Annotated in this window: 14 protein-coding genes and 1 riboswitch; of the genes, 4 read left to right on the plus strand and 10 right to left on the minus strand. The window is 65.6% G+C overall.

Annotated elements, in window-relative coordinates; genetic code table 11:
- Positions 1 to 28: 28 nt before the first annotated feature.
- From trhA to FCE95_RS12210, 4 genes are all read right to left on the minus strand, one after another.
- A complete protein-coding gene (gene trhA / locus FCE95_RS12195; protein ID WP_137267281.1) occupies positions 29 to 670 on the minus strand; it encodes a PAQR family membrane homeostasis protein TrhA in 642 nt (213 codons plus the stop codon).
- A gap of 60 nt (positions 671 to 730) precedes the next feature.
- A complete protein-coding gene (locus FCE95_RS12200) occupies positions 731 to 2335 on the minus strand; it encodes a peptide chain release factor 3 (RefSeq protein ID WP_137267282.1) in 1605 nt (534 codons plus the stop codon).
- A 191-nt stretch (positions 2336 to 2526) separates the two neighbouring features.
- On the minus strand, positions 2527 to 3444 hold the full coding sequence (locus tag FCE95_RS17415) for a peptidoglycan DD-metalloendopeptidase family protein (RefSeq protein ID WP_137267283.1): 918 nt from the start codon (positions 3442 to 3444) through the stop codon (positions 2527 to 2529).
- Positions 3432 to 4529: a phytase gene (locus tag FCE95_RS12210; RefSeq protein ID WP_137267284.1), complete on the minus strand. Its 1098-nt coding sequence runs from the start codon at positions 4527 to 4529 to the stop codon at positions 3432 to 3434. The genes FCE95_RS17415 and FCE95_RS12210 overlap by 13 nt, the downstream gene beginning before the upstream one ends.
- A 103-nt stretch (positions 4530 to 4632) precedes the next feature.
- Positions 4633 to 4752: riboswitch (SAM riboswitch) on the plus strand.
- A 78-nt stretch (positions 4753 to 4830) separates the two neighbouring features.
- Between FCE95_RS12210 and metX the strand changes: the two genes are divergently transcribed.
- Genes metX through FCE95_RS12225 form a run of 3 tightly spaced genes read left to right on the plus strand, consistent with a single transcriptional unit; the run spans position 4831 to position 8152 of the window.
- Entirely contained in the window at positions 4831 to 5856 is a 1026-nt protein-coding gene (gene metX, locus FCE95_RS12215) for a homoserine O-succinyltransferase MetX (protein ID WP_137267285.1), read from the plus strand.
- Positions 5853 to 7061 (plus strand): O-succinylhomoserine (thiol)-lyase, encoded by a 1209-nt coding sequence (locus tag FCE95_RS12220; protein WP_137267286.1) that lies wholly within the window; start codon positions 5853 to 5855, stop codon positions 7059 to 7061. Before metX ends, FCE95_RS12220 begins: the two co-directional genes overlap by 4 nt.
- A gap of 50 nt (positions 7062 to 7111) precedes the next feature.
- Positions 7112 to 8152: a homoserine dehydrogenase family protein gene (locus FCE95_RS12225; protein WP_137267591.1), complete on the plus strand. Its 1041-nt coding sequence runs from the start codon at positions 7112 to 7114 to the stop codon at positions 8150 to 8152.
- 1032 nt (positions 8153 to 9184) lie between these two features.
- Here the strand turns inward: FCE95_RS12225 and FCE95_RS17420 are convergent.
- From FCE95_RS17420 to FCE95_RS12245, 4 genes are all read right to left on the minus strand, one after another.
- On the minus strand, positions 9185 to 11239 hold the full coding sequence (locus FCE95_RS17420) for a glycosyl hydrolase family 18 protein (RefSeq protein WP_137267287.1): 2055 nt from the start codon (positions 11237 to 11239) through the stop codon (positions 9185 to 9187).
- Between the two features lie 543 nt (positions 11240 to 11782).
- On the minus strand, positions 11783 to 13060 hold the full coding sequence (locus FCE95_RS12235) for a c-type cytochrome (protein ID WP_137267288.1): 1278 nt from the start codon (positions 13058 to 13060) through the stop codon (positions 11783 to 11785).
- The gene (locus FCE95_RS12240) at positions 13057 to 13617 is read right to left on the minus strand and encodes a (2Fe-2S)-binding protein (protein ID WP_189644740.1); all 561 of its coding nucleotides are present in this window, start codon (positions 13615 to 13617) and stop codon (positions 13057 to 13059) included. Before FCE95_RS12240 ends, FCE95_RS12235 begins: the two co-directional genes overlap by 4 nt.
- Positions 13614 to 16463 (minus strand): xanthine dehydrogenase family protein molybdopterin-binding subunit, encoded by a 2850-nt coding sequence (locus FCE95_RS12245; RefSeq protein ID WP_137267289.1) that lies wholly within the window; start codon positions 16461 to 16463, stop codon positions 13614 to 13616. Before FCE95_RS12245 ends, FCE95_RS12240 begins: the two co-directional genes overlap by 4 nt.
- 143 nt (positions 16464 to 16606) lie before the next feature.
- On the opposite strand from FCE95_RS12245, the gene FCE95_RS12250 reads away from it, so the two are divergent.
- On the plus strand, positions 16607 to 17311 hold the full coding sequence (locus tag FCE95_RS12250; RefSeq protein ID WP_137267290.1) for a response regulator transcription factor: 705 nt from the start codon (positions 16607 to 16609) through the stop codon (positions 17309 to 17311).
- 179 nt (positions 17312 to 17490) lie between these two features.
- Here the strand turns inward: FCE95_RS12250 and FCE95_RS17290 are convergent, their stop codons facing one another.
- The gene (locus tag FCE95_RS17290) at positions 17491 to 18072 is read right to left on the minus strand and encodes a DNA-3-methyladenine glycosylase (RefSeq protein WP_223266881.1); all 582 of its coding nucleotides are present in this window, start codon (positions 18070 to 18072) and stop codon (positions 17491 to 17493) included.
- Positions 18069 to 19424, minus strand: coding sequence for a sensor histidine kinase (locus FCE95_RS17295; protein ID WP_223266899.1), 1356 nt, complete (start codon positions 19422 to 19424; stop codon positions 18069 to 18071). Before FCE95_RS17295 ends, FCE95_RS17290 begins: the two co-directional genes overlap by 4 nt.
- Between the last annotated feature and the right edge of the window lie 317 nt (positions 19425 to 19741).

Below are 19741 nucleotides of genomic sequence, written 5' to 3' on the forward strand. Positions count from 1 at the left end.
AAACGAGGGTGAAACCGTTGCGCGGCGTTCAGCGAGCCGGGGCTATCTGCGCCAGCACGGCCACGTAATGGCAGACGCTGCCGGCGATCACGAACAGATGCCACACCGCGTGCGAATAGCGCAGCGAAGGGCGGTGGTAGAAAACGGTGCCCAGCGTGTACAGCACGCCCCCGGCCAGCAGCCAGCCGAAGGTCCAGTCGTCCAGCGCCTGCAGCAGCGGCTTGATGGCCAGCAGCACCAGCCAGCCCATGGCCACGTAGATCAAAGTGGACAGCAGCTTGAAGCGGCCGGTATAGAACAGTTTGAACGCGACGCCGAGCGCGGCCAGGCTCCAGATCGCCGCGAACAGCCACCAGCCGACCGGGCCGCGCAGGCCGATCAGCGTGAATGGCGTATAGGTGCCGGCGATCAGCAGATAGATCGCGCAATGGTCGAACACCTTCAGCCGCGCCTTGGCGATCGGGTGCTGGATGGCGTGGTACAGGGTCGAGGCGATGTACAGCAGCAACAGGCATAGGCCGAACACGATCGACGCGATCAGCTGCCAGTGGTCGCCGTACAACGCGGCGAGCGTGATCAGCACCGCGCCGCCGGCGAGCGCGGCGGCGGCGCCCAGGCCGTGGGTCAGCGCGCTGGCGAATTCTTCGCGTAGGTCGACTGCGCGTTCCATGGGCACAGAGTGTGCGCCAAGAATCGAGCAAATGCTCGGTCTTGCCTTTGTGGGAGCGGGTCAGTCGACGGCCACTGCGTGGGCATGTTCGCGCGTGGCCAGGAACTCCACATCCGGCGCGCGCTCCTCGGCCAACTGCAGATTGACGCGGGTCGGAGCCAGGTAGACCAATTCGCCGGCCGCATCCACCGCCAGATTCAGCGCGTTCTTGTCGCGGAACTGCTCCAGCTTCTTCGCATCGTTGCAGCGGATCCAGCGCGCGGTGGCGACGCCGACGGGTTCGAACAACGCGTCGACGCCGTATTCGTCCTTCAAGCGGTAGGCGACCACGTCGAACTGCAGCATGCCGACCGCGCCCAGGATCAGGTCGTTGCTCATCAGAGGCCGGAAGAACTGGGTCGCGCCTTCCTCGCTCAATTGCGCCAAGCCTTTTTGCAGCTGTTTCAGCTTCAGCGGATCGCGCAGGCGCGCGCGGCGGAACAGCTCCGGGGCGAAGTTCGGGATGCCGGTGAAGGTGATCGCCTCGCCCTCGCTGAAGCTGTCGCCGATCGAGATGGTGCCGTGATTGTGGATGCCGATCACGTCCCCCGGCCACGCGCTTTCGGCGATTTCGCGGTCGCTGGCCATGAAGGTCAGCGCGTTGGCCAGCTTCACTTCCTTGCCGCTGCGCACATGGAAAGCCTTCATGCCGGCGCTGAACTTGCCCGAGCAGATGCGCATGAACGCGACCCGGTCGCGGTGCTGCGGATCCATGTTCGCCTGGATCTTGAACACGAAGCCGGTCAGCTTCGGCTCGTAGGCCGCGACTTCGCGCGCGGTGGTCTCGCGCGGCTTGGGCGCGGGCGCATGCTCGACGAAGAAATCCAGCAGCAGCTGCACGCCGAAGTTGTTCACGGCCGAACCGAAGAACACCGGCGTTTGGTGGCCGGCCAGATACCTGGCCGGATCGAAGGGGTGCGAGGCGCCTTCCACCAATTCCAATTCTTCGCGCAGCTCGCGCAGCATGTCGGGCCCGATCCGCGCTTCCAATGCGGGATCCTCGACCGAAGCAAAAATGGTCGAATCCTGGCGGGTGAAGTTGCGGCCCTGTTCGTACAGATGCACTTCGCCGGTGATCAGGTGCACCACGCCCTTCAGCCGCTGGCCCATGCCGATCGGCCAGGTGATCGGCGCGCATTGGATGCCAAGCACGCTTTCCACTTCGTCCAGCAAGTCGATCGGGCTCTTGCCTTCGCGGTCGAGCTTGTTGATGAAGGTCATGATCGGCGTGTCGCGCAGCCGGCAGACTTCCATCAGCTTAATGGTGCGCTCTTCCACGCCCTTGGCCACGTCGATCACCATCAGCGCCGAATCGACCGCGGTCAGCACGCGATAGGTGTCCTCGCCGAAGTCGGCGTGGCCGGGCGTGTCGAGCAGGTTGACGATGCGGTCCTCGTACGGGAACTGCATCACCGAGCTGGTGACGGAAATGCCGCGTTCCTTCTCCAGCGCCATCCAGTCGGACGTGGCGTGGCGCGCGGCCTTGCGGCCCTTGACCGAGCCGGCCATCTGGATCGCGCCTCCGAACAGCAGCAGCTTTTCGGTCAGCGTGGTCTTGCCGGCGTCGGGATGCGAGATGATCGCGAAGGTGCGGCGGCGGGCGGCTTCGGTGGAAACGTCGGACATGGCTCGGGCGCCCATCGGGCGCCGGATCTCGGAATCGTGGCGCGAATTATAGCCGGGAAAGCTTTTAGACGCGGATCGGAGCGAAAAAAGCGGATAAAAACGGATGAAGCTTAGTATTTGTTTTCCGAATTTCCCTTGTTCCGCTTTTATCCGCTTTTTTCGCTCTGATCCGTGTCTAAAGGCTCTAAGGCTCACCGCGCGAACTGCACCACGCCCTCGGGGCCGCGCATCCGGAACGGGATCGATTCCAGTCGCATGCCGCGGTTCACCTGCACCGCGAAATGCAGGTGCGGGCCGCTGGTGAAGCCGGTATTGCCGGACAGGCCGATCTGCTGGCCCTGGCGGATGCGCTGGCCGACCCGGACCAGCGCGCCGTCCTGCTGCAGGTGCGCGTACAGCGCCATCGTGCCGTCGTCGTGCAGGATGCGGACGAAATTGGCGCGGCCGCCGTATTCCTCTTCGCTGAGGCCGGCCTGAGCGAAATCGGATTCGATTTGCATCACGGTGCCGGCGCGCGCGGCCATCACCGGCGTGCCGATCGGCGCGGCGAAATCCAGCGCGTAACGATTCTGCGGATCGGCATGGCTGAAGCCGCCGCCGAAACCTTGGTCGATGCGCAGCGTCTGCGCCGGCAGCGGGATCAAGTAATCGAATTCGCGCGGCTTCGCGCTCGGATCGCCCGGCACGCCGTCCAAGAAGACTTCGTAATCGCCGGGCCGCGTGCTGTCGGCGGTGAACAGGTTCGCGATCAGCACGCTGCCTCCGGCGGGCACGACGGCGCGCGCGGGCAGAGCCGGTACGCTGGCGAAATTGCGGTTGCGCCGGTACTGCAGCAGCACTTCCACCGGCCCCGCCAGGGCGTTGTCGGCCCAAGCCGAATAGCGTCCGTCGCGGTCTTCGATCCGCAATCGGACCGCCGCGTGCGGCCCGTCGGTCAACGGAATCCTTTCGACGCGGACGTTCGCCGATTCCGGCGCGTGGTCGCCGTAATGAACAACGCCGTCGCGGTCTTTCCAGCGATAGGCTTGCTCGGCCGGCGCCGCGAACGCCGCGCCGGCCAGGACCAGCGCGACGATGTGCAGCCGCTGCCGTCGGCTCAGCGCAGGCATGCCGTGTCGAGGTGCAGATCGCGCACGACGTCGGCCAGGTCGAACGCCGCCATCGCCTTGTCGCCGTGCACCGCGAACAGCGCGCCGGACGGGAAGCGTTGCGTCGCCGCGGCGTGCAGGGCGATGCCGTCGGTGTGGCCGGTGGCGGTGCCGATGAAGCTGCCGCGGTAGTCGAGCGTGGCGCGGTCGAACAACAGGAATACAGTGCGCGGATCGGCTTGGTCCACCGCGACCCAATACCCTTGTCCGCCGCTGCAATCCCACAACGCCACGCCTTCGGCTTGGGCGCGGAAACGGCCCGGCGCCAGGCTCTTGCCGACATAGCGTCCGGCCAGGTCGTATTCGCGCAGATCGGTGCCGATGCGGGTGTCCTCTTCGGCGATCAGCAAGCGGTCGTTGGCGGGATCCCCGCCGATCGATTCGACGATGCGCAGCGCCGCCGCCGGCGTGGTGTCGCCGAAGGAACCCTGCGATTCTGCTTGCACCTCGTCCTCGCCCAGTTGCACCCGGTAACGGCGCACGCGTTGGTCCAGCTGCGACAGCGGCGGCACCACGTCGAACTTCTTGCCTTCCATGAAGCTGTCGGTGATGTACACGTCCAACTCGTCGGGCGCGATTTCGTGCAGCCACACGCCGTACGGGCTGCGCAGCTGGTCGGCGCCGAACGCGGTCAGCGGCTTGAAGTCGGGCAGGGACAGCACTTGCACGCGGTGGTTGTCGCGTTCGACCACGAAAAGATAGTCGCCGAACACGGCGATGCCGTTGGGCCGGTTGAACTCGCCCAGGGCCGGGCCCTTGCCGCCGACTTCGCGCAGGCGCTCGCCGCTGTCGCCGTCGAACACGACCAGGTGGTGGGTGGATTTGGCGGTGGCGATCACCCACAGTCCGCCGTCGTCCTTGGGCCAGGCCGCGAGCGAGTCGAGCTCGTCGGCCGGGTGTTCTTCTGTGATGAAGGCTTCGGCGACCAGGGTCGCATCCGCGGCCGGCGCGGCGTTTTGGGCGGATTTGCTGGATTGCTCCGGCACGGTCGCGCAGCCCGCCAGACAGAGCAGCGCGAGCGCCAGGAGGCGTTGGGGTGTACTCATCGGTTCAGTATGCGGGATCGACCCGTCCATGGTCACGACACAACATATCGCTTTATGCGTATGAAGCGATTGACAGGCCGGAAAATGGCTGGCAGTCTATGGCCATCCATCGAGACCGGCTGAGGGACAGGCCCGAAGACGCCGGGGCAACCCGATGGAGCGAAAGCTCCGTCGAAGGTGCCAAGTCCTGCGGGGACCTGTACGTCCGCCGTGAAGATGGTTGCGCTCCGCCGTATCGGCGGGGCTCGACTTCCGACGCGCCCGCAAGCACCGATGGCCTTGTCCCCAACCGGATATCGCCATGAGCCTCGTCGAAAGCGCCGCGCAGTTCGCACCGCATCCCTACGTTTCGCCTTATGCCTTCGAGCCCGTGCAGGGCCGCGACGCCGTGCGCGGCGAAGTCGCGCTGGAATTGAACCTGCGCCACGCCGGCTGCCGCGCGCTGCGCGTCCGCTACGAAGCGGTGGGCCCGGCCGGCGCGCCGGCGGTGCTGGTCGCCGGCGGCATTTCCGCCGACCGCCACGTCGTCGCCAGCGGCGCCTTCCCGCAGGCCGGCTGGTGGCAGGCGCAGGCCGGCACCTTCGCCGGCTTGCGCGTGATCGCGATCGACTGGCTCGGCGCCGACGGCGCGCTCGACGCGCCGATCGACAGCGCCGACCAGGCCGACGCCATCGCCGGCGTGCTCGACGCGCTGGGCGTGCGCACGCTGGCCGCCTTCGTCGGCTGCTCGTACGGCGCGATGGTCGGCCTGCAGTTCGCCGCGAACCACGGCGAGCGCCTGCGCCACTTGGTCGCGATCAGCGGCGCGCACCGCGCCCATCCCTACGCCAGCGCTTGGCGTGCGTTGCAGCGCAAGATCGTCGCGCTCGGCCAGTTGCAGTGCGCCGAGGACCAGGGCCTGTCGCTGGCGCGGCAGCTGGCGATCCTCAGTTATCGGACGCCGCAGGAATTCGCCGAACGCTTCGACGCCGCCGCGGTGGTCGACGGCGCGCGCGCACGCTGCGCTTCCGAAGATTATCTCGACGCTTGCGGTTCGCGCTTCGTAGAACGCTTCGACGCCACCGCCTACACCCGCCTGTCCGAATCGATCGACCTGCACAGCGTCGACGCATCGCGCATCGCCGTGACCACGACCGTGGTGGGGGTGGAAGACGATCTGCTGGTGCCGATCGCCGATTGCTACGCGCTGGTCGAACAGGTCCGCGCCGATACGCAAGTCCGCGTGCTGCGCTCGAAGTACGGCCACGACGCCTTCTTGAAGGAAACCGATGCGGTCGCCGCGATCCTGCGCGCCGTGTTCGCCGACTGTCGCGGAGGCGCGGCATGAGCGCTTCGGATTCGAACTGTCGCCAGGCCACGCGCGCGGTCCGCGCCGGCATCGACCGCGACACCGCGTTCGGCGCGGTCACGCCGCCGCTCGTGCTGTCCAGCAATTTCAGTTTCGCCGGCTTCAACGACAAGCGCCAATACGACTACACGCGCAGCGGCAATCCCACCCGCGATCTGCTTGGCGAAGCGCTGGCGGAATTGGAGGGCGGCGCCGGCGGCGTGGTCACCGCGACCGGCATGGCCGCGATCACCCTGGTGCTGAACGCGCTGCTGCAACCGGGCGACCGGCTGGTCGTGCCGCACGACGGCTACGGCGGCAGCTGGCGCTTGTTCAAGGCGCTGGCGGCGAAAGGCCATTTCGAATTGGTGCTGGCCGACCTGACCGATCCGCGCGCGCTGACCGTGGCGCTGGAGCCGGCGCCGAAGCTGGTGTGGATCGAAACGCCGTCGAATCCGTTGTTGCGCATCACCGATTTGCGCTTCGTGATCGAAGCGGCGCACGCCAAGGGCGCGATCGCAGTGGTCGACAACACCTTCCTGTCGCCCGCATTGCAGACGCCGATCGAATTCGGCGCCGACGTGGTCGTGCATTCCACCACCAAATACATCAACGGCCACAGCGACGTGGTCGGCGGCGCGGTGGTGGCCAAGACGCAGGAACTGCACGACCAGTTCGTGTGGTGGGCGAACGCGCTAGGCATCACCGGTTCGCCGTTCGACAGCTTCCTCACCTTGCGCGGCCTGCGCACGCTGGACGCGCGTTTGCGCGTGCACCAAGAAAACGCTGCGGCCATCGCTTCGCAGTTGAATGAGCATCCCGCAGTCGCCAAGGTCTATTACCCCGGTTTGGAATCGCACACGGGCCATGCGCTTGCCGCGCGCCAGCAGAAAGGCTTCGGCGCGATGCTGAGCGTCGAACTAGACGGCGACGAGGAAGCGGTGCGCGCCTTCGTCGAAGGCCTGCAATGCTTCACCTTGGCCGAATCGCTGGGCGGGGTGGAAAGCCTGATCGCGCATCCGGCGACGATGACGCACGCGGCGATGTCGGCCGAGGCGCGCGCGGCCGCCGGTTTGTCCGACGGCTTGTTGCGGCTTTCGGTCGGCATCGAAGCCTTGGAAGACCTGCAAGCGGATCTGGCCGCGGCGCTGGATCGCGCGCAGGCGGTGATCGAAGCCGGACAGCGCAAACGGGTGGACGCGTGAGCCTCGCGGCGACGGCGCGCAACGAAGCCGGCGTCGCCGCGCCGGCACGGGTGCCACGGCAGCCCCGGATCGCATTGCTGGGCACCGGCGTCGTGGGCAGCGCCTTCGTCGCGCGCCACCAGCGCTTGGCGCAGCGCGGCGTCGCTTTGCCGGCCTTCGAGCTGTTAGCGAATTCGCGGGGCCATTTCGATGCGGCTGCGGCGCCGGAACAAGCCCTGCGCGCCGCCTGCGATGCGCCGCGCGACGGCGAGCCGCACGACATCGACATCGCGCGCTTGCGCCGCGGCGACATCGTGGTCGACGCCACCGCGAGCGACGCGGTCGCCGCGCGCCACGCCGACTGGCTGGCGCACGGCATCCACGTGGTCACCGCCAACAAGCTGGGCAACGGCGCCGACCTCATGCGCGCGCAGGCGATCGCGCGCGCCCAACGCGAGGGTCGCGCGCATTACGGCGACAGCGCCACGGTCGGCGCCGGCCTGCCGTTGCTGCGTTCGATCCGCGAACTCGTCGCCGGCGGCGACGCGATCCATGCCGTGGAAGGCGTGCTGTCCGGCTCGCTCGCGTGGCTGTTCGACCGATACGACGGCATGCGCCCGTTTTCCGGCTTCGTCCGCGAAGCGCGCGCGGCCGGCTATACCGAGCCGGATCCGCGCATCGATCTGTCCGGCGAGGATGTGCGGCGCAAGTTGCTGATCCTGGCGCGGGCGGCGGGGATCGCTTTGGAAGCCCACGAAATACAGGTCGATTCGTTGGTGCCGGCTGCTTTAGCCGCCGCCAAGGAAAACGATCTCGATGCCGCGCTGCTTACGCTCGACGCGCCGCTGCGAGAGCGCTATCAAGAGGCTTACCGCGATGGCGCCAAGCTTCGCCTCGTCGGGCGCTTCGGTGCCGCCGGCGCGAGCGTGGGGTTGCGCGCGCTGCCTGCCGACCACCCGCTTTGCGGAGGCTCCGGAGCTGACAACCGGATTGCGATCCGCAGCGATCGTTATGCCGAGCAACCGCTGATCATTCAGGGCCCTGGCGCCGGAGCCGAAGTCACCGCAGCGGCTTTGCTGGACGACCTCATTCGGATTGCCGTGCAGCTTTGAAGCGACGTAGTGCGATGCCGCATGTCCTGCAATCGGATAGAAGTTAGTTGCAGGCCTCGGCAGTGAGACGCTGAACACAAAATAAAACCTTCCGCGTCGACCACAGCGGCAGCGCTATCTTTTCCGTCTGTTCTATTGCCTCGTGGCGATTTTTATGCCGAGGAGATCCTTATCGACAACAGATAGGAAAACATATGAAAAGGTATGCAGTTGCATTAATCAGCGCGACGGTTGTGTTGATGTTGGGCTTCGGCAGCGCCAGCGCGCGTGAGGCGCGTCCGACACTTGGAATCGGCGACAGTCTGCCCAAGCCGACGGGTCGAGTCGTGATCGGAGAATGCACCGGAAGTCACTGTAGGCTTTATGACTGCCGGGAAGAGGATTACCAATCCGTTTGCGACTTCGTGGCGTATTGCATGATCAATTCTGATAGCGGAGATCTGGAATGCGATGAGGCTTAGTTAATGTTGGTCGAATTCGCGCGGTCTCCGTGCTGAAAATGATCGCTCACAGTAGATCGGCGTATCTCGAGCATAAACGCCGGCCTCGTAGGCCGGCGTCAGCGCGTCCCTGCCAAGGGGGGCGCGCCTGCGATGCGGACGACCAAGGAGCTATGTCCACTTTTCGCACTTTTCACGTCATTAGTGGCGGGTTAGACATCGGCCCTTCCTAATCAATTGACGCGAGAAGGCATGAGAACACTTCATCTAATCGGTATCTTTGCGATTCCGCTGCTGTTCGCAGGCAATGCGGCTGCCGGTTCCTCCCAGAGCGCAGCCTATACTCCGCGAGATACTCCGATCAGCAGCAAACCCAGTCCCGACTTCGGCCATTGCGTCAAGATCGGCTCCAACATATGGGAGTGCGAGTATTGCTGGGAACTCGAAGATGAGCTGAGGAGCGTCTGCGAGAAGCACTTCATAGACGCAACCCCTCTGCCTTGGTGATTGGCCGGAACTCGTAAAAACGCCGGCCTCCTTGCGGAGGCCGGCGCTGCCGTTTCGCCGGCACGGGGGTGGGCCGGCTACGCGATCACTTCAGCCCGTCACTGACCGCCGTGATCAGGCTGCCCTGCGCATCGTCGCCGCTGAACTCCCAGACGAAGGCGCCGCCCAGGTTCTGCGCTTTTACGTAGCTCATCTTCTCCGTGATCATCGCCGGCGTGTCGTAGCTCCAGAACGTGGTGCCGTCGTATTTCCAAGTGGCACGCGCATTGGCGTCGGTGTAGATGGTGCCGGCGCGGTTCTTCAGCACCTTGTAGTCCTCGTTGCCGGCTTCGTACGTGCCGGGCGCCGCGGTGCCGTTCTGGTACAGGCCGTTGTTGACGTTGGCCACGCCCGTCCAGCCGCGGCCGTAGAAGCCGATGCCCAGATTGAGCTTGGAGGCAGGCACGCCCCGCGATAGGAAGCCTTCCATCGCGTCGTTCGAGTTGTAAAGTCGCTGATCGCCGGTCGACGGATCGTTGGGCGAATCGAACAGCGCCGAGTGATGGTTGGCCTGCGCATCCCACGTGCCGTGGAAGTCGTAGGTCATCACGTTGATGTAGTCCAGGTACTGATGGTACGCCGCCGGATTGGTCACGCGGATCTTGTCGATGCCCGCGCCCGCGGCGATGGTCAACAGCAGGCCCGGCCGCACCGCATTCAATTGCGATCGGAATTCGGCGAGCAGTGCGGTGAAGTTCGCGTTGTCCTCGGGCGTGCCGCAGCTCAAGCCGCAGGCGGCCGGATATTCCCAATCCAGGTCGATGCCGTCGAACACGCCCGCCGCCGCCGCGGTGCCGCCGGCGCCATCGGTGACCGGCAAATTGCCGCGGATGTAGGCGTCGATGCAGGACGCGACGAAGGCCTGCCGGTTCTCCGGTCGCGCCGCGCTGGCGAAACCGCGCGACCATGTCCAGCCGCCGAGCGAGATCAGCACTTTCAGGCCGGGATACTTCGCCTTCAGTTGCTTGAGCTGGTTCCAGTTGCCGCGCAAGGGCTGATCCCAAGTATCGGCTGCGCCGCTCACGCTTTCGCCGGCGCCGAAGGACTTGGTGTAGTCGGCGAACGCATCGCCGCCCACGCCGGTGTTCGGGTCGGAAGGCTGGGTGACGCCGACTTCGCAGCGGTTGTTGCGCACGTTGCCGAAGGCGTAGTTGATATGGGTCAGCTTGGCCGCCGAACCGCTGGTGTCGATGTTCTTGACCCGGTAATTGCGGCCGTAGATGCCCCATTGGACGAAGTAGCCGATGACGCGCTTGTTGCCCCCGCCGCCGCCAGTCTTCGTCGTCGCGCTGATCTGCCCGCTTTGCGCGGAGGCGTTGGTGGCGTTGTCGCGCGCGCGGACGCGGTAGTTGTAGGTGGTGCTCGCCGCCAATCCGGTATCGGTGAAGGTGGTGGTCGTCGGCGATCCGACCAAACTCCCGTTGCGGTAGACGTCGTAGCCGGCCACGCCGCTGCCGCCGGCATTGTCGATGGAGGCGTTCCATGCGAGCGAAACGCTGCTCGAAGTCTGCGACGGCGAATTCAAGCCTGTCGGCACGCTCGGCGGCGTGGTGTCGGTCGGCGGCGTGCCCGTGACGGTGATGCTGACGGTCGCGGACGTGGTGCTGGCGCCGCCGTTATCGGTGGCCACGGCCTTGAACGTGTGGCTGCCGGCGGTAGCGTTGTTCCAAGTCGCGCTGTAGGGCGCGCTGGTGTCGACGCCGAGCGAAGCGGTGCCGCGGAAGAATTCCACCTGCGCGACGTTGCCGTCGCTGTCGGCCGCATTGGCGGCGACCGCGATATTGCTGCCGGCAGCGTAGCTGGCGCCGTTGGCCGGTGCGGTCAACGACACCGTCGGCGGTTGGTTGGTGCCGGTGCCGCACGCGCCCAGGTCCTGGTACCAGCCGCAACTGGGGCAGTGGGTGGGCGGCGCGTTCCAAATCTGGATGTTCGCCTGGTACAAGCGGTTTTGATAAACCATCCGGTCGCCGGGGTTGTAGATGGTCGATGCGTTCCAAGCGGGAACGCCGCTGCAAGATGCGGTTTGCGCCTGCGCCAATGGCGCGAGGCCCAGCAACAACAAGAAGGACAGCAACAGCTGCCGAGGGCTTGCGTATTTCATGAGCTTCCTCTCCCTTGCAGTTCACGAACACGTGGCATGGATCCTGCGGACCGGTCGTTCCCCCGAACGCGTTGCTTATTCGATCCTTTCTCCGCGGATGGTTTCGGATTCGGCGTGTGGCGAATCGCGTGACAACGTTGTCACAGCATGCCTTCGTTATTTGCGATTGAGCGCACGTTTCGAAAATGACAATAGGTCAATCCAAAACGACTTCCGTCGCGATGCAGAACGCATCCGAAGACCCGCTTTTCACTGCGTCGACGGGCTGATGCGACTTGATGCAGACATGCAAAAAATTGCCCGCTACGCGTAGGTCGCGGAGGTGGCTCGTCGAATACGGCCCAAAGACAAATATTGTCTTGTCGCAGCGCAGCAGCCGAGCACAACAGGCCGGGAGGAAGCGCGACGCTCGCTGGCTGTTGCCCCCTTTGAAAAAGGGGGCGAATCGCCGGAGGCGATGGGGGATTTGCTGTTGTTGTTGCCGTTATTCGGGCAAAAGCAATCCCCGCTTAATCCCCTTTTTTAAAAGGAAGGAGAAAGTAATCAGCGCGACGGTTGCCGATTACGAAGTTCTGCGATTGCGGCTGCCGAGACCTCCTGCATTTGGCCGCCGTGGCGACCGCGGAGCCAGGTGGCGAGCGCGGCGACGTCGGCGTCGTTCAGATCGTCGGCGAAACCCGGCATGTCCTGCATGCGTTCCAAGCCGGGTAGGTCGTGCTCGGGCAGGCCATCGAGGATGGTGACGATCAAGTTGTGCGGGTTGGCGTCGCGCACGCTGCTGTTGCCGTGAAGCGCGGGCGCGACGTGCGGCACGCCTTGCCCGTCGCGGCCGTGGCAACCTGCGCAAAGTTCGAGGTAGTGCCGCTGTTCGGCGACAGGCGCCAGATCCGCATTTCCGGCGGGAGGAGGCAGGGCAACGGCTGATGGCGGTTTGTCGCCGACTAAGTAAGCGATAATCGCGGCACGATCGGCGTCGCGCAATCGACTTGTCGAAAGAGCGACGACTTTCAGCATTTCGTCCGACGCCACTGCCTGTGCGCTGACGCCGCCGGCGAGATAACGGTCAAGGCTTGCGGCATCCCAGCCGCGTTCGGCCAATTCCAGGGGCGTGAGACTAGGCGCGGCGAAACGGCCGAGTTTGTCGTTGCCGGCGAATTGACGCTCGCGATCCACTTGTCCCAATCGGCCGCGCGGACTGTGGCATTCGCCGCAATGCCCCATCGTTTCGACGAAGTATTGGCCGCGCCGCCAAGCCGGCGACGAACCCTGCGATGCAGGCACGGCCTCCGCGCCTGCGAACAGCCAATTCCAAGCATGGATGCCGCTGCGGATATTGAACGGGAAACCGACGCCGTTTTTCTTGTTTTCCTGCCGCACCGCCGGTTGGTTCATCAGATAGGCGTAGATCGCGTCGCTGTCCTCGCGCGCCATCGTCTTGTAAGAGACGTAGGGCATGGCGGGATACAGCTGATGCCCGTCGCGCGCTTCGCCTTTGGTTAAGGCGTGGTAGAAATCGTCGGAGGTGTAGCGACCGATGCCCGTTTCCGGATCGGGCGTGATGTTGGTGCCGTGGATCGTGCCGAACGGCGAAGCCAGCGGCACGCCGCCGGCGAACGGCGCGCCGCCCGCAGCGGTGTGGCAAGCCGCGCAATCGGCGGCGGCGGTCAGATAGCGGCCGTGGGCGATCTGTTGCGCCGTCGCTTCGACTTTCTGCGTCGGGCCGCGGTTCGCGAAGAACCGCATCAGCGCCGACAACAGCAGCCAGGCCAGCAGCGCGACCAGCAGCCAGGCGACGATTCGCCTCCAGCCGACCCGGGTCATCGCGATGTCTCCTTCACCAGCCCGGGCGTGCTCAGCACCAGATCCTTGACGGCTTGGTAGTAGCGCACGTAACCGGTGCAGCGGCACAAATGCGGATTCAAGGCCTCGGAGATCGTTTCCTCCACGCGGTCCGCGGCCACCGGCGACTCCGCCAGCGTTTCCAGCAGCACCGTTGCCGCGTTGACGAATCCGGGCGTGCAGTAGCCGCACTGGAAGCTGAAATGGTCGAGGAAGGCCTGCTGCACCGGCGACAGCGACACGATCTTGCCCGTCTCGTCGCGCTTGGCGTGGCCTTCCACCGTGCGGATCGACTTGCCGGCGAACCAATGCGCGCCGGTGATGCAACTGCGTACTTCGCGCGGGCCGCCGTCGCCGTCGACGATCACCGTGCAAGCCCGGCACACGCCCTGGCCGCAGCCGAAGCGGGTGCCGGTGAGGCCCAGGTATTCGTGCAGCACATCGACCAGCATCATGTCTTCGGGCACTTCGATCGGACCGTAGTCGCGGCCGTTGATCTTCAGCGTGAGCGAGCGCATCGGCAACAAGGTCGCGCTCATGCCGCATCCTCCTTCGGCGTCGCTTCGCCGGCCAATGCGGCCAATACTTTGTCCGGCGTCACCGGCAACTCGCGGAAGCGCAACCCGGTGGCGTGAGCGATGCCGTTCACGATCGCAGGCACCACCGCGATCATCACCACTTCGGCCATGCCTTTGGGCGCATCGGTGTCCGATATCGGCGGCAAGACTTCGCTGGTCTGCTTCCACACCGCCACATCGCGCGCGCGCGGCAAGGCATAGCGATTGAAGTTCCAAGTGCCGTTGCCGGGGCCGTCTTCGTAAAGAGGCAGGTATTCGTGCAAAGCATGGCCGATGCCCATCGCCAGGCCGCCCTGCATCTGGCCCGAGACCAGCTCCGGCACGATTTGGTCGCCGCATTCCAGGATCGAATGGTGGTTCAACAGATCGACCTTGCCGGTGGCCGTATCGACCGCGACTTCGGCGATAGTGGCCATCGTCGCGTAATAGACGACGCCGGCGTTGTTGCGCTGCGTATCTGGGTAGTAGACGCGGCTGCGTTCGATCATGCGATAGCCGTTCGCGGTGCCGCGGCCGGGTCCCGCCGCATTGCCGTCGCCGTAGCGCAGCGCCAGGCCGTCCAGCGGCAGGCGCTGCGAGCCGCTTTGCAGCGGGAAATCGGCCTCCGCCCATTGCCAGCGGTTGAAGGTGTGGACGACGGCGCCGGTCGGCAGGCCCAGTTCGTGCGCTTTCGCGGCGATCTGCTGCAGGGTCAGCGGAGACAATCCGCCGGCGCTGAGCTTGCCGTCGACCCAGCGCGCCTCTTCCATGCGCACCGACAGCGGCGACAGTTGGCCGCCGCCGAAGCCTTCGCTCCAAAGGGCGCGCGCCGCGGCCCATACGCCTTCGGCGAACAGCAATCGCGCCGCCTCCTTGGTCGCGTGGCCGCAGAAATAGGCGGAATTGCTGGCGCTGCTCGGGCTCATGTAGTTCGGCGTCCAGCTCGGATCGCCTTGTTTCGCGTCCTGCACCGCTTGCCGCATCAGCCACGGATCGTCGGTGGCGTGCATCGGCAGCGCCGACCACTCGGTTTCGCCGGTGCGCACGTCGTCGGCCGGACGGCCCAGCCACGGCGCGCACAGCGCGGCTTGACTGGTGGCCATACCGGTGCCCATTTCGATGGCGCCATGGCGCAGCAGGATGCGGCCTTCCTTCGACAGCGCGATTTCGACGAACGCGGCTTCTGCGCCGGTGCCGAAGTCCTTCTGCACGCAGCCGAAACCGACGCCGTAGCGCTTGCCGGGGTGGGCGGTCTCGTACTCGCGCTTGCGCTTGTCGCGCTCGCGCCAGAGCGGATGCGCGGCGGCCTTGTCCAGCACTTCGTCGGCGCGCATCGCGCCCCCGGGGATCGCGCCCTGGGTGTTCTTCATGCCGGTCTTGAACACGTTGCGCCGGCGCAGTTCGATGGGGTCGATCTTCAGCTCGGCGGCGACTTCGTCCACCAGCATCTCGGTCGCGCCCATGCTCTGCAGCGTGCCGTAGCCGCGCGCCGAGCCGGCGTCGAGCGCGCGCGAGGCGATCACGGTGCTGGCCAAGTCGCTGCGCGGGAAATAGTAGATCGACTGCGCCGCGGTCGCGGCGACCAGACAGACCGAGGGCGAGAAATTCTGGCGGCCGCCGCCGTCGCCGACCATATCGCCTTGGAATATCTCGAACTGCCCGCTCGTGCGGTCCACCGCGATCTTGTAGTGCATGCGGAAGCTGTGCCGTTTCAAACTGGCTTGGAATTGCTCGTAACGGTCGTTGGCCAAGCGCACCGGCCGTCCATCGCCGTACAGGCCGGCCATCAAGGCATAGAAGGGGAACGGATTGTGGTCTTTGGAGCCGTAACCGACGGTGTAGCAGGGATGCAGCACCAGCCGTTTCACGCCCAGGCCGCTCGCCGCCAGCACGCGTGCGCCTTCGTCGGCGACTTCCTGCGGCGATTGGGTGGCGACCACGAAATGCACCGTCGCTTCGTCCGCGTCGAACCAGGCGTTGCCGTTGTCGAGCTCGAAGGCGGACGTGTCGATCGATTGCGAAAAATATTCGCGCTCCAGCACCAGCTTGCCCGCGGCCGGCGATGCCAGCGCCGCCGCGATGTCGCCGGCGTGCGACGCGCCCTGCGCATCCAAACCGCCGCGCGGATTCGCCTGCGGCCATTGCGGGCGCTTCTTGCTGTAGCTGAGCGGATAGAGCGGGGTGTCCTTCAGGCTGGAATAGGCGTCGTCGTCGTAGGGTGTGGCGCCGCCGACGCGGACGTAGCGGAACGCGGCCCACGGATCGCGTTCCAGCGGTCCGGTTCGCTCGCCGTAGCGCACCACGTCGTCGCGGAATTTCAACGCCGATTTGGCGGCGCGAAAACGTGGGAAATCGCGCCAGACCAGCAGCGCGACCGCATGGCCGAGATAGGCGGGCGTCTTGCCTTCCGGCAGCAGCATGTCCTCGCCGTAGAACTGAGGGAATTGCACGCCGTCGCGTTGCAGGTCCGCCGCGGCGACGATGCGGTCGGGCTTCAGCCTCGGGTCGAGCATCGACAGATCGAAGCCGGCGTAGATCCGGTTCGCCTGCGTCGCGCGCAGCAGCATCGCGTGCGATTGATCCTGAGGCCAACCGGGCAGGTCGCGGCCGCGCATGTCGAAACTGAATATCTTTTCGCCGGTGACCTTGGCGGTGGCGTCGCTGCGGTAACGGATCTTGCCGCTGGCCGGGTCCCAAGGCAGCGGCCGCAGCCGTTGCTCTTCGAACAGCGCGGCCAATGCGGCGCTGCCGGGCGCTGCGACGTACACCGAAATGCCGGCGATCACGCTGCATTTGAGGAAATCGCGGCGGCTCAGGCTGGCGGTCATGCGGACATGCTCCGGCTGGCTGACCCCGATATTAACCCCGATGGGCCGTAGCCCGGGTGGAGCGCAGCGATACCCGCGACGCTACCGCGACGCATCCCGTAAAATCGCGTCGTCGAGTCCCCCGGCTCGCTGGTGATCCGTCCATGCCCCCGAACCGAGCCGATGGCGCCTTGCGAGTCGCGTTGTTGGAAGACGACGCGATGCTGCGCGAGCGCATCCTGCTGCCGGGGCTGGCCAATTTCGGTTTCGCCGTGGTCGGCACCGAAACCGCGGCCGCTCTGCACCATCACCTCAACACCCAAACGGTGGACATGGTCGTGCTGGACGTGGGGCTGCCCGACCAGGACGGCTTCACCGTCGCGCGCAACGTCCGCGCCGCGTATCCGGAGATCGGCATCGTCATGCTCACCGGGCGCGGCGCGACGCCCGATCGCGTGCGCGGGCTCAGCGAGGGCGCCGACGCTTATCTGTCCAAACCGGTGGAGATCGAATTGCTCGCCGCTACGTTGCACAGCCTGGCGCGGCGCTTGCGCGATCCTGCGTCCTCGGCGCCGCCGAAACGTTGGCAGTTGGACGGCAACGGCTGGTGCCTGGTCTCGCCGAAAGGCATCAACGTCGCGTTGACCCGCACCGAGCGGCGCGTGATCGAACGCATGGTCGCCACCGCCGGCGAACTGGTCACGCGCGAGCAGCTAATCGCCACGCTCACCGACAACGTCTACGACTTCGACGCGCATCGCCTGGAATCTTTGATCTACCGCCTGAGGCGCAAGGTCGCCGATGCTTGCGGCGAGCCGCTGCCGCTGGCCGCGGTGCATGGCGAAGGCTACGTCTTCAACGCCGGCTAATGCGCTTGTGTAGAGCGGAGCTTGCTCCGCTGCTCGTGCTCTTGCTCTTTGTGGGAGCGGCTTCAGCCGCGAGCTCTTTCCAGCAGGTCGCGCGCGGCGGAAAGCTCGCGGCTGAAGCCGCTCCCACAAAGCCAGGCATACTTTTCTCTTTCGTTTCTCGAAGGACTAGATGCCAGGACTCAACGCGGCTTGGAAACATGTCGATTTCCGGGCACATACCAGCGCCAAGGTTTTTCCGCGGCCAAGCGGATTCCAATCCGAGTGCCCACCGCAGGCTCTGCAGGCGGCGGCATGCCGTCGGACGCGATCCATATCCCTCGATCGCGCTTGACGAGATCCGCGCCGTCCAGAAATTTCGCTATTCCCATCGCTTGGCATAGCTTTGCCGGGCCGGAAGCCAGGTCGCGATCGCGCAGCAGATCGCCTCGCGCCTTCCTCATCTCCTCGAGCCCGCTCAGCGGCTCGAGCGCGCGCAGCAGCACGGCCCAACCTTGATCCGCGGGCCCGCACACGGCGTTGGCGCACCAGTGCATGCCGTAGGTGAAATACACATAGAGACCGCCGCCGGGACCGAACATGCTGGCGTTGCGCGGCGTTCGTCCTTTGAAAGAATGCGCGGCGGCGTCTTCCGTGCCGGCATAGGCTTCCACTTCGACGATGCGGCCGGCGCGGCCGTCGTCGCGGACCAGGATCTTGTTCAGCAGTTCCGGAGCGACGGCTACCGGGTGACGCAAGTAGAAAGACCGAGGAAGGGGCTTCAACGATCCGCTCCGATTCCGCCAGAGGCGAGAGGCAGGCGCAGATAGAAAGTCGAACCCTTGCCCAGCTCGCTGTCGACGCGGATATCGCCGCCGGCGGCGGCGATCAGATCGCGGATCACCGACAGGCCCAAACCGGTACCGTCGGCGGCCGATTTGGTGGTGAAAAAAGGTTCGAAGATCTGCCGTTTGACGGGATCGCCCATGCCTTGGCCGTCGTCGGCCATCGCGATTTCGGCATGGCCGTCGGATTGCGATACCGTCACCGTGAAATGGCCGCCGTCGGGCATCGCGTCGCGCGCGTTGGCGGCGACGTTCAACACCATCAGTTCCAGTTCGCTGCGGTCCATGCGTACCGGCAGCGGTTCCTCGCTGGCGGCGTATTGCAAGCGCACCTTCGGCGGGAACAGCTGGCGCAGCATCGGCTGCAATTCGGCGAGAGCGGCGGACAGGTCGAACGTTTCCAGCTTGAGCAAGTCGCGACGGCTGAAGCTGAGCAGCTTGCGCGAAAGCGCGGTGCCGCGGCGGGCGGCGACTTCGACGCCGTCCAGCGCGTCGGCCAAGCCGTCGGTGCGTTCGCGCTCGTCGCTCAATTCCTGCAAGCGATGGCGTTGCGCGGAGAAGCCCAGGATCACGTCGAGGATGTTGTTGAAGTCGTGCGCGACGCCGCTGGCCAGGCGGCCGGTGGCTTCCAGTTTCTGGGCATGGATCAGCTGGGCCTGGGCGCGTTCGCGTTCGGCCATTTCGCGCTGCAGTTCGCGCTGACCCGCCTTGGATTCGGCCAGGCTTTCGCGCAAAGCGGTGAGGGTGCGGTCGAGGATGATCGTAATGATCAGATAGCTCAACACCAGCGACGGCGCATTGCGCATCGAGTTGGCGATCCACTGCGCGGTCTGCTGGGAATTGTTGGCGTCGGTGACGAAGCCGATCGCGAACACCACCACCAGCAGAGAGAACGCGGTCCACAGCGCGCGCCGGCCCAGCACCAAGCCGCTGATGACCAGCACCAGGATCACCGACACTTGATCGATCAGCTGCGCCTGCGCGCCGAGCATGTGGTAGGCCAAGGTCAACGAGGCCAGCTGCGCGGCGACGAACAGCTTGATCGCGATGCGGAATTTTCCGCGCCGGATCAGGAATACGCTGAACAGCGCGAGCGATGCGGTGATCAAGTCCAGGATCAGGACGATGGTCCAGCCCTTGGGAATCGGGCGCGAGGACAAATGCCAGGCCCAGTTCGCCGGCAGTGCGATGCCGTAGAACAGCAACAGCAGTTGCATCACCGGCGCGTTGCGTCGATCCACCTCGTCGGCGATCGGCGCGCTGCCCAGCCAAGTGAGAATCCGGTTCCACATTTGGATCAAGCCCGTCTCCGCGATGCGGTCGGCAGCGGCGCGTTCCGATCCGTCGGAACCAGGAATTCCGTGCGCGTCCGCAGGCTTGCGCCGAGAGCGGCCGGCGACGGTGAGATTTCGGTGAGTATTGGGTGAGAAGGCGCGCGTGACAAGCCGCGGAGTGCCGCCTTAGGTTCGCTATCAACCTGCTGCTGGCAGTAGCTGACCTCCAAGGGCAGCGCGCAGCGACGGCCCGCGAAGACCGGCCAACCGGGGGACGCACAACTTTCATCTGGCGATTCGGGCCCCCCGCCTGAGCGGGCGCGGCCGCGAGCCAG

This window comes from Luteimonas gilva, assembly GCF_005239095.1.
GTDB classification, from domain to species: domain Bacteria; phylum Pseudomonadota; class Gammaproteobacteria; order Xanthomonadales; family Xanthomonadaceae; genus Luteimonas_C; species Luteimonas_C gilva.

Bases quoted from the DNA above. Each gene is read 5' to 3' on its own strand.
- trhA (WP_137267281.1), bottom strand. From the start codon at position 670: ATGGAACGCGCAGTCGACCTACGCGAAGAATTCGCCAGCGCGCTGACC.
- FCE95_RS12200 (WP_137267282.1), bottom strand. From the start codon at position 2,335: ATGTCCGACGTTTCCACCGAAGCCGCCCGCCGCCGCACCTTCGCGATC.
- FCE95_RS17415 (WP_137267283.1), bottom strand. From the start codon at position 3,444: ATGCCTGCGCTGAGCCGACGGCAGCGGCTGCACATCGTCGCGCTGGTC.
- FCE95_RS12210 (WP_137267284.1), bottom strand. From the start codon at position 4,529: ATGAGTACACCCCAACGCCTCCTGGCGCTCGCGCTGCTCTGTCTGGCG.
- metX (WP_137267285.1), top strand. From the start codon at position 4,831: ATGAGCCTCGTCGAAAGCGCCGCGCAGTTCGCACCGCATCCCTACGTT.
- FCE95_RS12220 (WP_137267286.1), top strand. From the start codon at position 5,853: ATGAGCGCTTCGGATTCGAACTGTCGCCAGGCCACGCGCGCGGTCCGC.
- FCE95_RS17420 (WP_137267287.1), bottom strand. From the start codon at position 11,239: ATGAAATACGCAAGCCCTCGGCAGCTGTTGCTGTCCTTCTTGTTGTTG.
- FCE95_RS12235 (WP_137267288.1), bottom strand. From the start codon at position 13,060: ATGACCCGGGTCGGCTGGAGGCGAATCGTCGCCTGGCTGCTGGTCGCG.
- FCE95_RS12240 (WP_189644740.1), bottom strand. From the start codon at position 13,617: ATGAGCGCGACCTTGTTGCCGATGCGCTCGCTCACGCTGAAGATCAAC.
- FCE95_RS12245 (WP_137267289.1), bottom strand. From the start codon at position 16,463: ATGACCGCCAGCCTGAGCCGCCGCGATTTCCTCAAATGCAGCGTGATC.
- FCE95_RS12250 (WP_137267290.1), top strand. From the start codon at position 16,607: ATGCCCCCGAACCGAGCCGATGGCGCCTTGCGAGTCGCGTTGTTGGAA.
- FCE95_RS17295 (WP_223266899.1), bottom strand. From the start codon at position 19,424: ATGTGGAACCGGATTCTCACTTGGCTGGGCAGCGCGCCGATCGCCGAC.